General features: G+C 77.2%; 10 protein-coding genes. 5 read left to right on the top strand and 5 right to left on the bottom strand.

Annotated elements, in window-relative coordinates; all coding sequences use genetic code 11:
* Window positions 1-1,334: hypothetical protein (locus AC0CYZ_RS09620; RefSeq protein ID WP_472214644.1), on the bottom strand; the 1,334-nt coding region annotated here is incomplete at its 3' end.
* Window positions 1,335-1,531: 197 nt separating this feature from the next.
* Between AC0CYZ_RS09620 and AC0CYZ_RS09615 the strand changes: the two genes are divergently transcribed.
* The 3 genes from AC0CYZ_RS09615 to AC0CYZ_RS09605 all read left to right on the top strand — a co-directional run bounded on the left by AC0CYZ_RS09615 (window position 1,532) and on the right by AC0CYZ_RS09605 (window position 4,402).
* Complete coding sequence (locus AC0CYZ_RS09615; RefSeq protein ID WP_472214642.1) at window positions 1,532-2,503, top strand: PrsW family glutamic-type intramembrane protease; 972 nt, start codon at window positions 1,532-1,534, stop codon at window positions 2,501-2,503.
* A gap of 202 nt (window positions 2,504-2,705) precedes the next feature.
* Entirely contained in the window at window positions 2,706-3,629 is a 924-nt protein-coding gene (locus AC0CYZ_RS09610; protein WP_472214640.1) for an NADP-dependent oxidoreductase, read from the top strand.
* An 8-nt stretch (window positions 3,630-3,637) separates the two neighbouring features.
* The gene (locus tag AC0CYZ_RS09605) at window positions 3,638-4,402 is read left to right on the top strand and encodes a hypothetical protein (RefSeq protein ID WP_472214638.1); all 765 of its coding nucleotides are present in this window, start codon (window positions 3,638-3,640) and stop codon (window positions 4,400-4,402) included.
* A gap of 81 nt (window positions 4,403-4,483) precedes the next feature.
* Here AC0CYZ_RS09605 and AC0CYZ_RS09600 read toward each other — a convergent pair whose 3' ends face one another.
* The 3 genes from AC0CYZ_RS09600 to AC0CYZ_RS09590 all read right to left on the bottom strand — a co-directional run bounded on the left by AC0CYZ_RS09600 (window position 4,484) and on the right by AC0CYZ_RS09590 (window position 9,294).
* Window positions 4,484-4,918: a hypothetical protein gene (locus tag AC0CYZ_RS09600; protein WP_472214637.1), complete on the bottom strand. Its 435-nt coding sequence runs from the start codon at window positions 4,916-4,918 to the stop codon at window positions 4,484-4,486.
* A gap of 190 nt (window positions 4,919-5,108) precedes the next feature.
* Window positions 5,109-6,068 carry an endonuclease/exonuclease/phosphatase family protein gene (locus AC0CYZ_RS09595; protein WP_472214635.1) on the bottom strand — a complete coding sequence of 320 codons (960 nt, stop codon included), beginning with the start codon at window positions 6,066-6,068 and terminating at the stop codon, window positions 5,109-5,111.
* Window positions 6,069-6,192: 124 nt separating this feature from the next.
* Window positions 6,193-9,294: an AAA family ATPase gene (locus AC0CYZ_RS09590; RefSeq protein WP_472214633.1), complete on the bottom strand. Its 3,102-nt coding sequence runs from the start codon at window positions 9,292-9,294 to the stop codon at window positions 6,193-6,195.
* A gap of 152 nt (window positions 9,295-9,446) precedes the next feature.
* On the opposite strand from AC0CYZ_RS09590, the gene AC0CYZ_RS09585 reads away from it, so the two are divergent.
* On the top strand, window positions 9,447-10,328 hold the full coding sequence (locus AC0CYZ_RS09585) for a hypothetical protein (protein ID WP_472214631.1): 882 nt from the start codon (window positions 9,447-9,449) through the stop codon (window positions 10,326-10,328).
* Window positions 10,329-10,334: 6 nt separating this feature from the next.
* Here the strand turns inward: AC0CYZ_RS09585 and AC0CYZ_RS09580 are convergent, their stop codons facing one another.
* Window positions 10,335-10,757 (bottom strand): PPOX class F420-dependent oxidoreductase, encoded by a 423-nt coding sequence (locus AC0CYZ_RS09580; RefSeq protein WP_472214630.1) that lies wholly within the window; start codon window positions 10,755-10,757, stop codon window positions 10,335-10,337.
* Window positions 10,758-11,054: 297 nt separating this feature from the next.
* Here AC0CYZ_RS09580 and AC0CYZ_RS09575 point away from each other — a divergent pair.
* A partial coding sequence (locus tag AC0CYZ_RS09575) for a helix-turn-helix domain-containing protein (protein ID WP_472214628.1) occupies window positions 11,055-11,358 on the top strand: 304 nt, incomplete at its 3' end.

Raw genomic sequence — 11,358 nt, 5'->3', positions numbered from 1 at the left:
CCGTCGTAGTCGTCGCGGGACCGGGCCCGCGAGTAGAACGCGAGCGCCCGCAGCGCGCGCCACGCCTGCTCGCCCCACGCCGGCCCGGCCGCCTGTCGGTCGAGCAGTTCCAGCTCGACCCCGGCCTCCGTCGGGAACTCCAGATACGCGCCCAGGTGCTTACGGGCGAGGGCGGCGGCGTCGCTGCAGTCCCGGGCGTGCGAGGGGGCGAGGTCGATGTCCTCGCGCCCCTCCACGGTGTGCTCACCGCGCAGGCGGGCGAGCTCCGCGGTGGCCGCGGCGAGACGGTCGCGCAGGTCGGTGACCTCGTGCTGCAGGTCGCCGAACTCCTCGAGCACCTCCTCGGCGACGCGGCGCTCCCCGACGAGCTCGGACTCGAGATCGGTGATGCGGGCCGACTCCCGCGCGACCTTCTCGACCATGCCGCCCGGCGTCAGGTCGTCGAGGCGCTCCGCGGCGCGGTCCCAGCTGTCGGGGGCGCGGCGCATGCTCGACACCGGGGCGAGCTGGTTGACCGCGATCCGGCCGGCGAGCGCGGGGCGGTCCCGGAAGCGCTCGGCGCGGATCTCGAGGTGCCGCGCCGTCGCGTCGCCCGCGGGGTCGAGCGCCGGGAGGTAGACGCGCATCGCACCGCGGTGGACCCCGAACCCCGGCCCGAGGGCGGCGTCGAGCGTGTCGAGCCCGTCGGCGTCGACGACGGCCACCGTCGCGAGGCCCGCGACGTCGCGCGTCGTGCGCTGCACCGCGGCGTCGAACACCTGGACGGCCCGCTCGTCGGCGTCGGGCCCGAGACCGCCGAAGACGACGACGGGCACGGCGCGGTCGGTGAGGGTGAGCAGGTCGGCGATCTCCTCGGCCCCCTCCTCCCCGTGGTGGCGGATCGACCGCGGGAGCAGCGAGACCCCGCCGAGCGCGGCCGCCGTCGTCGTCAGGAGGTCGGCGATGAACGCCGGCGGCTTCGCGAACAGCGGCTCGGTGACGTCGCGGGCGTCGCCGTCGACGTCCACCCACACCCACGCCTTCGCGCCCTCGCCGGTGCAGCTGCCGCCCGACCAGGCCCGCAGCGTGGTCGTCCAGCGGCTGCCGTCGCGGTGGGACTCCACGAAGACGACCCGGACCGCCTTGACGATCTTGGTGTCGCCGGGGTCGTCGTGGGCGTCGCGGCGCAGGACGAAGCGGTACTGCTCGCTCGCGCGGGTCCGGGCGTCGCCGGACGGGAGCGGGCGGTGGTTGCGCAGCGCCACGCCCTCGGCCCAGGCGACGACGGCGTGGTCGGCGACGTCGACGGCGTCCGGGTCGTCCGTGGCCCAGATGCTGCGGTAGAGCGTCGCCATCGCCGTGTCACCTCCTGGTCCCCCGCAGCATGCCTGGTGATCAGGGTCGGGCGCTGCCCCGCGGCGATGTCGCTCCTTCGGGTGGGCGGCGTCCGGACGCGCTAACGGCGGCCGGCGCACCCCGATGAGTCCGTCGAGCTCGCGGGGGCGCGTCCCCGCGGCGGTCCCCCTCACGACCACCGTCCGGAGCCCCGCCGATGACCACTCCCCCGACCGAGCGTCTCCCCGATCTCGCGGTCCTGTTCCCCGTCCGGCTCTGGCTGGGCCACCCCGCGGTGCGGGCGTGGACGACGTGGCTGTTCGTCGCGCTCGTCGCGGTGCCACCGGCGGCCCTGGCCCTGTTCTCCGGGGCGTCGCAGCTCCTCGGACTGTCGATCGTGCTGGCGGCGTACTTCGCCTTCGTCTGGTTCCTGGTGCTCCGCGTGGTCGTGGGTCCGAGGCGGGTCGGCGGCGGGCTCCTGACCCAGGTGGCGGCCGGGGAAGCCGTCCTCGTGCTCGTCTACCTCTTCGGCGTCCCGGCGATCGGCACCGGGAGCCAGGACCACCTCCTTGCGGTCCTGGCGTTCGTCGGCCTTCCCGAGGAGCTCCTCAAGGCCCTCCCGGTCGTCGCGGTCGCCCTGCTCCACCGACGGCTCCACCTCGCACCGCGGGACATGCTGTTCCTGGCGGCGACCAGCGGCCTCGTCTTCGGGGCCATCGAGGCCGTGGTCTACGGCTACGGGCTGAACGACCAGGCGGGTGTGGGCCTGAACCTCGTCTGGCGGTTCGCCACCGACCCGATCTCGCACGCCCTGTGGGCCGGCGTCGCGGGGTACTTCCTCGGCCTCGCCACCCACTACCGCCGGCCCGGCCCGTGGCTGGCGCTCGCCGGGATCGGGCTCGGCGTGCCGGTCGTCCTCCACGCCCTGAACGACTGGGCGCCGGTGAACGGCACCGTGACCTGGGTCGTCGTCCAGGTCCTCAGCGCCCTGCTGTTCCTGGCCTACGCCCGCATCGGGCTCGTCGCCGCCGTGCCTCCGCGCCGCCCGGTCGAGGCGGTCGTGCCCGCGCCGTCGTGGAGTCCGCGGGCCGCCGCGGGACCGGTCCCGGCGCCCCGGAGCTCCGGCCGCCACGCCGCCGACGACGAGCCGCTGACCCGGCCGCTGGTGCTGATCCCCGGCGGCCGGTGACGGCCGACCCCTCCGGCCGCCTCCGCACCACCGCCGGAGAACCAGGTCCCGCGGACCCGGTTCTCGGGCACGCTCCGGGCGACGCGATGACCTGGGCGTGACCACGGCGGGCGCCAGGCCAGACGCCGACGATGCCCGGCGACGCCGCGGCCGCTTCCGAGCTGCGACGATCGCAGTGGTCGACGACGGCGAGGGAGCGGGCATGCGCGCGTACGGGTTCACGACGGCCGGCGGGCCGGAGCACGAGGCGTTCCTGGACGTCGCGGTGCCGGAGCCGGGGCCGGGCGAGCTGCTCGTCGCCGTCCACGCGGCCGGGGTGAACCCCGGGGACTGGAAGGTCCGCGACGGCTCGTACGGCACCACGGGCCCGGCCGTGCTCGGCCGCGAGGTCGCCGGGCGGGTGACCGCCCTCGGCCCGGACGTCGAGAGCTTCGCGGTCGGCGACGAGGTGTTCGGCGGGTGCCCGGGCATGGTCGGCGGCTGGGCCGAGCAGGCGATCGTCACCGCCGGGTTCGCCGCGCACCGGCCCGCATCGGTGTCCCCCGAGCAGGCGTGCGTGCTGCCCGTCGCCGCCGGGACCGCCCACGACGCGCTGCGCCAGCTCGGCCTCGTCGCGGGCGAGACCCTGCTGGTCAACGGGGCCGGCGGCGGGGTCGGCGTGGTGCTCGTGCAGCTCGCGGTCGCCCGCGGGGTCCGGGTGGTCGCGACGGCGAGCCCCGCCAAGCACGAGCTGCTGACCCGGCTCGGCGCCACTCCGGTGGCCTACGGCGACGGCGTCGTCGACCGCATCCGCGCCGCCGCGCCCGACGGGGTGGACGCGGTGTTCGACCTGGTCGGCGGCGACCCGCTGCGCACCGTCGCGGAGCTGCCGACCGACCGCCACCGGCTGATCTCGGTCGCCGACTACGGCCTGTCCACCGAGCTCGGCGGACAGCAGCTCGAGCGCGACCGCAGCACCGCCGTGCTCACCGAGCTCGCCGGCCTCGTCGCGGACGGCGCCCTCGACCCGCACGTCACCGACGTCCGTCCCTTCGACGACGCCGCCGATGCGCTGGCCCTCGTCGAGCAGGGGCACGCGACGGGCAAGGTCGTGCTCGAGGGTGCGCTCCGAGCTCGTGAGCAGTAGTCCGTCCTATGACACGGGATAGTGCGCACGAGCCGGAGGCACCTCGCGGGGAACTGCCGGGTAGCGGCGCCGACCCGGACGAGGCGCCGTGGTGGCCCGCCGACGGTCCGTGGGGCGGGCGCGGCCGCACGTCGGTGCTGCTCGTCGTGGGCGGGCTCCTCGTGGTCGTCGCCCTGGTGCTCGTCGTGACGCTGCTGGGTGGCGTGTTCGGCTCCGACGCCGGCTCGGGGTCCGCGGCCGTCGGGAGCCCGCCCCCGCCCGTCCTGGCGAGCGAGGGGCTGCAGCCCACCGCGCGGATGCTCGTGGGCGGTGTCCCCTACGACGTCGGCGTCGGCCCGTTCACCCCGAGCACGCGGGCGGCGCCGAGCGGGTCGCACCTGCTGCTCGCGCCGCTGGTGGTGCGCAACGGCGGGTCGGCGCCGGTGCCGAACCCGCTGTCCGGGGCCGCGGGGGTGCTCGTCGCGGTCGGTCTGCGGTCGGTGCCACCGGCGGTGCTCTCGGGCCCGTCGGCACTGTTGTGCCGCAACCGGGCCGCGTCCTCGCCGCTCGCCGCGCCCGCACCGGAGTTCCCCGGTCTCGAGCCCGACGCCTGCGTGCTCGACGGCCGGACGGCGCCGTCCGGGGCCGTCGCCCCGACCCTGGCCCCGGGCGCGGAGGCGCGCGGGATCCTGCTGTCGTCGCCGGTGCCCGACGTCGTCACCGACCCGGCGCCCTCGGTGTGGGTGCAGACGTCGCCGGGCCCGCCGGCGCGCTACGCGCGCGTCGGCGGCTGACGATCCCGAGGTCGTCTCACGCACCGTGCGGGAGAACCGGGTCGGGAGGACCCAGTTCTCTCGCGACGAGACGGCGCCGCGTCAGCGCATCACGCCGGACGTGATCGGAACCGTCTCGCTCCGGGTCCCCCCGCGCGGAATCTTCTCGGTGGTGGGGGCGTGGCTGCCGGTGCGCTCGCCCGAGGCGTGGGTCGTGCTGCCGCGGTCCGGGTGGGCCTGCACATCGGTGCCGGGGTGCCCGTCCTCGTCCTGGCCGCCCTCGTCGTCCTGGTCCTGCCACCCGTCGCCGTCGTCCCACGCGTCCCCGGCCCGGTCGCCGTCGTGGTACCCGCAGGAACAGTCGTCCCCCTGGTCCTGGGCCTGCGACGCGTCCGGGCCGTCGTCGCCGGGGACGTCGTCGGCAAGGGCGACCCCGGTCCCGCCGCCGGCCAGCGCGAGGGCGGCGGCCGCGGTCAGCACGCCGCGACCGACCAGTCCGCCGAGTCGGTCGGGCTGCGTGGCCTGGTGTGTTCCCATCGGGGAGGTCCTCCTCGGTCGTGGGCAGAGCGGCGGGGAGCGATCCCCTGCCCGGAGATAACGAGGAGGTCACGACGACCGTCGTGCGCCCGGCGATGCGCATCCCGACTCGGACCCCGCCGCAGTATCGGCGATGCCGAAGGCCGGGAGCGTTTCGCCCGGGCCGGACCGGGGCACCGGGCAGCCCCGCTCAGACCAGCAGCCGGGCCAGCACCGCGCGGTGGTCGCTGCCCGCGACGTCGAGCACCTCGACCGAGCGCACGCCGACCGGCCCGGCGACGAGCACGTGGTCGATCGTCACCCCGACCGCGCGCCGCCACCACGACGGCCACGTCGCCGCCGCCCGCCGCGTCACCGGGCGGGCCGACCCCAGGGCGCGCTGCAGCGGCGCGTGCTCGAGGGTGGCGTTGAGGTCGCCGACGACGACGGTGGGCCGCGACGGATCCGCCACCCACGGCCGCAGCAGGGCCAGCTCGCGCTGCCAGTCCGGGGTGGAGGCCGGCAGCAGGACCGCCGGGTGCACGCCCAGCACCCGCACCGCGCCGAGCCCGCCCCCGCTGACCACGACCCACCCCGAGCGGGTGTCCGTCGAGGCCGGCGCCACGTCCACCTCGCCCAGCCCGGCCGCGGTGAGCACCGTCAGGCACGGCCCGTCGTCGGCGCCCGCGGCCTCCACGCCGGTCCGGTACGGCGCGCACGACCACGCGCGGTACCCGTCGAGGCCGTCGAGCAGGCGCTTGCGGAACCGGTCCCCCGCCTCGGGCAGCACGACGACGTCGGGCCGCTCGGCCCGGATCGTCGCCGCGAGCGCCCCGGGGTCGGCCCGCCCATGCCACACGTTCGCCCCGAGCACCGACAGCGGCCGCGTCCCGACCGGCGCCGGCGTCCGCCGCGCCCGGTGCCGCCATCCCGAGAGCCCGACCGCCCCGGCGGCCACCGCCGCGACCCCGAGCGCCGGCACCCGCGTCGCCCCGGCGCGCGCCGCGAGGGGGAGCGCCGCGGCCAGGGTCCCGACGGCGAGGCGGCGCCGGAAGGCGACGACGATCGGCCAGGGCGCCGTGCGGTCGAGCCCGAGGGCCTCCGGGAGCAGCAGCGTCGCGATGCCGGTCACCGCACCCGCGGTCGTCACCGCCGTCCACCGCCCGCGCATGCCCCACCTCCTGCCGTCGATCATGCGCCCCTGGTGCTGACGGGCGTGTGTGCTGGCGCGAAAGGATGCGGAAAGGGTCGTCGGGTTCGATCACGTGGTGGGCGACGGCGGGGCGGCGGCGCGATCAGCGCACCGGCCGGAGTCCCAGAGGCGGGATCGGTGCCGGCGTGGCGGGGGGCGACGCCGGCACCGGTTCTGTGCCCGCGTCCTGCCCCTGCTGCCCGGCGAAACCCTCGGCCGCGTCCGCCCACGGTGCCCACCCGAGCCGTCCCGCGGTCCGCGCGGCGGAGCGGAAGAGCGCGAGCGCGCCCGCGGCGTCGCCGAGGACCGAGGTCGCGAGCCCGCGGTAGAGGTCGAGCGGGCCGAAGCACGCCGCGCCGACGCCCACGACGACCGCGGCCTCCGGGTCGGCGGGCAGGGCGTCGAGCACCAGGGCCGCCGTGGTCGCGTCGCCGACGGCGTACGCCGCGCACGCCGCGAGGCACAGCCCGGTGCGGTCGAAGAGCCCGCCCTCGCGCCCGGCACGCTGCTCGTGGTACTCGGCCAGTCGCGTGCGGGCCGTCGCGGCGTCGCCGGCGTGCACGGCGTCGACCGCGGCGCAGGCACGCCAGGCCGAGACGCGGGGGTACATCCCGGCGGCGGTCGCGGGCAGGCCCCCGAGCACGGGCATGTCGCCGGTGAGCAGGTGCCGGACGACGAGGTGGCAGAAGAAGCCCCCGAGGGCGTCCGGGATGCCGAACTCCCGGCCGCGCGCGAGCGCGTCCTGGGCGGCCTCGTCGGCGTCGGCCACCTTGCCCGCCCCGAGCAGCAGCGCGGCGTCGACGAGGCGGGTGGCCCACATCGTGCGGGGCCGGTGGCGGCGCTCGGCCTCGGGCGCGAGGACGGCGTGGCGCTCGAGGGCGTCCTCGACCCGGCCCGCCGTGAGCAGCGCGGCGATCAGCAGCTCGTCGGCCTCGAAGCGCAGGGTGAGCGCGCCGGCGGCGTCGGCGAGCTCGCGGGCGCGGCGGCAGGTCCCGACGCGCTCGGCCGCGGGGACCGCCGCGTCGAGCTGCAGGAACGCGGTCGCCACGGCGACCTCGGCGGCCACCTGCGGGTCCGCGTCGGCCCGGGCGTCGCCGAGTGCCATGAGCTCGGCGACCAGCGACGGCGTCTCGGTGACGCCGACCAGCTGCTGCTCCTCGGTGATCATCCCGCGCAGCACCCGGGCCCGCTGGCGGTCGTCGAGCCGCAGCTCCCGCACCCGCCGCAACCGCTCCAGGCGACGCGGACGGCCGGCCACCGAGGGTCCCTGGGCGTCGTCGCCCATCGCGGCGGCCACGGCGTCGGCGACGTCGGCGCGCGGGTCGGCGACCACCGCGTCGAAGTCCTCCGCGGCCTCGTCGACCCGCCCGCGGGCCTCCAGGACCAGCCCGCGCAGCAGCCGGAGCCGCCAGGGACGGGTCGTGTGCTCGGCGGCGGCCTCGAGCAGCTGCTCGGCGTCGGCGAGCGCACCGTCCCGGTAGGCGGCGGCGATCGCGGGCAGGTGCGCGTCGGCGACGGTGGCCGCCGGGAGCAGCGCCGCGGCCCCGACGGCGTGGCGCAGCACCGTGAACGGCGCCGCGTCGGCGGGCAGCGCCTCGTGGCGCGCCAGGTGCAGCTGTGCGGCGACGACGGCGGGCACGGTGTCCAGGACGGCCGCGGCGGTGAGTTCGTGGCGGAACGCGAACCCGTCGGCGGTCGGCTCGACGAGGGTGAGCGCGAGGGCGGGCCGCAGGTCGGCGGCGAGCCGGCGGGGGTCGACGCCGACGGCCACGGCGAGCTCGGCCAGCGGGATCGCCCCGAGCACCGCGAGCGCCTCCAGGGCGGCCCGGCAGGCGTCGGGGAGCTGGGAGAGCTGGTGGCCGAGCAGGGGGCGGAGCCGCTCGGGGACCCGCGCGGCGGCCGCGACGCGGGCCTCGTCGTCGGGCAGGTCGCGCACCTCGGCGAGCAGCGCCGACAGGTGCAGCGGATGCCCGGCGGTGCGGTCCCACAGCGTGGTCGCGAGGGTCTCGGACAGCTCGGCGCCGACCAGCTCCCGGGTGCCGGCCTCGTCGAGCTCGCGCAGCACGGTGCGCACCACGCCCTCGAGCGGTGCGAGGTCGGCGGACGCGTCGCTCCAGCTCGGGTGGGTGACCGCGTCGGGCTCGCGGGCGGCGACGAGCACCACGACCCCGGGCGGCAGGCCCGCCCGGCCGAGGCCGCGCAGCACGTCGAGCGAGGCGCGGTCGGCCCGGTGCGCGTCGTCGAGGGTGACCAGGACCTGACCGTCGTCGGCGGCCACGGCGAGGCGGCGGCGCAGCGTGCGGCCCGGGGTCGGGTCGCGCAGCGACGGCGGATCCACCCCGACGGCGCGCAAGGCCTGCACCCACGCCGCGAACGGGGCCTGCTCGTGCTCCCAGAGCCCGCGCCCGACGATCGCCCCGCGCTGCGCCGCCTCGCGGGCCGCCGCGCCCAGCAGGGTCGACTTGCCGATGCCCGCCTCGCCGGCGACGAGCACCAGGCGCCCCGCCTCCGGGTCGTCGAGCCCCTCGCGGATCGTCGCGAGCGGGCCCTCGCGTCCGACGACCACGCGCCCCGGGCCGGGGTTGCGCTCGCGCGCCTCGAGGACCGTCCGCTCGACCGCGCGCAGCTCCGGGCCGGGGTCGAGACCGTGCTCGACCTTGAGCTCCCGGCGCGTCGCCGCGAGGGTCCGCAGTGCCTCTCCGGTGCGCCCGACGCGGTGCAGGGCGGTGGCGACGAGGGCCGCGAGGTGCTCCCGGTCGAGGTGACCGGCGAGCGCCGGGGCCGCGACGGAGAGCGCGGTGCCCGGCTCGTCGTCGTCGAGCAGCGCCCGGGCCCGGTCCTCGACGAGCTCCAGCCACCGCACCTCGACGCGGCGGCGCTCGGCCTCGAGCCGCGGCGTCGGACGGCACCCGGGGAAGGGCTCGCCGTCGATGCACGCGAGGGCGGTGGCGGGGTCGGCGTCGTGGAAGCGGCAGAGGTCGACGTCCGGGCGCGCCACCTCGAGGGCGTAGCCCCCGCCGGTGCTCGCGACCCGCACCGGCGCGACGACCTTGCGCAGGCGCGCGACCTGCACGTGCAGTGCCGCCCGGGGGTCCTTCGGGAGCGCCTCGCCGTACATCTCGTCGATCAGCGTGGACGTCGGGACGGGCCGGCCCGGGTCCAGCGCGAGCAGGGCCAGCAGCGTGCGCAGCAGCTCGGTCCGCACGACGGCAGCACCGGCGACCTCGACGGTGCCGAGAAGACGAATCTCCGTCAACGGCCCCCCAAGGCGCGTGACTCACAGTGACTTCTTACGACGACCCTACGACGGACCTCCTCGTCCGACCAGATCAGGTCGATCCCGGGGACATACTGTTGGTGACGCCGATGGTGGGCGAGCCACTCGGGGAGATGATCACCCGCCTCGACGGGTCGGCGTTCTCGCACAGCGGGCTCGCCCTCGGGGACGGCCTGATCGCGTCCGCCCACCAGTCGTTCCTGCCCTCCGACCCGTTCGACTTCTCGGGGCTGCGCGCCGACGGCTTCGAGCACTTCTGGGAGAAGGGGCAGTCGGTGTACCGGCTCGCCGTCCCCTCGGCCGACGCGCGGGCCCGGGCCGTCGAGACCGTGCACGCGCTGCGCGAGCCCGACGACGGGTCGTTCTCCGTCCCGAAGATCCTGATCGTGGCGACCGCCCTGGCGACCTTCGACCGGTCGCTGTTCGACGAGGAGGCCGGCGCGTCGGTCCGGGCCCTCGCCATCGAGGCCGCCCGCGCGTGGGAGGGGAAGCCGGGCGAGCGCACCTTCTTCTGCGCCGAGATCGTCGCCCGCGCCTTCGGCGAGCGTTTCCCGTTGTCCGCGCTGGAACCGCCGGGCGGCGTCCGCCCCGCCGCCGCACCGCCCGCGCAGGACGGCGTGCTGGGCCGGGTCATGGCGGCCTACCTCGACGCCGCGACGGGCGATCAGTGCCAGGAGGCCCTCGACCGCCTCGTCGACGCGCTCGACCTCGAGGCCCCCGCGTTCCTCGACACCGTCGCCCGCGACATCCTCGCCAGCGCCCGCCAGGTCGGCCACCACCGGCCCCTCGCGGGGCGCTACTCCGGCCGGCGCACCCCGGACAAGGAGTGGGAGACGACCGGCCTGCTGCTGCCCTCGGCGCTGGTCACCCCGCGGATGCTGCTCGACGCGTCCTGGACGGCCCCGGCGGTGGCGCGGGTCGACGGTCCGGGCGCGCCGCCACCGCCGCCGCCGACGCCGTGAACCCGGTCAGTTCTCCGGGTTGTCGCTGGCCTTCTGGCTCCCCCACCCGTGCCACCGGTCGACCTCGATCCAGGCGCTGACCCGGGAGCGGTCCCGGACCGGGTAGGCGTTGCCCGTGTAGTGCCGCGAGATCCGGTCGATGTCGGCGAGGCCCTCGTCGGGCGCCCACTCCACGACGCGTCCCTGCATCGAGACGTGGGTGTACCAGTCGTCCTCGGCCAGCACGGTGATCGTGGTGCGAGGGTCCTGGCGCAGGTAGCGCACCCGGGTGCGGGCGTCGTCCATGTTGACCAGCACCCGCCCGTCCTCCCACAGGTACCAGGTGGCCACCGACACCGGCGAGCCGTCCGGGCGCAGCGAGGTGATCACGCTCGGGTTGGGGCGGGCGAGCAGCTGCTGGACCTCGTCGGGCAGCGGCGGCTTCGGCATCGGGCTCCTCCGGGGGTCGGGTCGACGCCGACGGGCGCCGCGGTCGCCGATGGTAGGTCGGGGCGTGGCCGGACGCGGATAGGCCGTCCGGGACGCGGGATAGACCGCCGCCCCGCGGTTGTCCGGATCACTGTCGCTCGGGAGACGGACCACGTATCTACTCCGGGTGCCACTCCCGCGCTTCCGCCGGCCGCGGCCGGTGCCAACGGGGGGACGCACGGCCCGGGACACGAGACAGACCCGGAACCGTGCGGCGGAGCGTGGGAGTGGCCACTCGTTGAACGGGTAACGGGTTCCATGCCCCGACCGCAACGTGACCTCGACCCGGACGGCGGGCCGATCGTCGAGTTCGCGCGGGACCTGCGCGCGCTGCGGGCCCGGGCCGGCACCCCGAAGTTCGCGACGATGGCGCGCCGCACCGGCCGCTCCAAGACCGCCCTCGCCGACGCTGCGGGCGGCCGGCACCTCCCCCGCTGGGAGACCGTCGAGGACTTCGTCCGCGCGTGCGACGCCGACCCGGCCCCCTGGTACGACCGCTGGCTCGCGCTGCGTACCGGGGCGCCCGCCCCGGGTGCGCCCGCAGCCGGCCCGCCCCGTCCGG

Source organism: Actinomycetospora sp., from assembly GCF_055612215.1.
The sequence above is the reverse complement of the archived record's forward strand: the minus strand, read 5'-3'. Positions and strand labels throughout refer to the sequence as shown.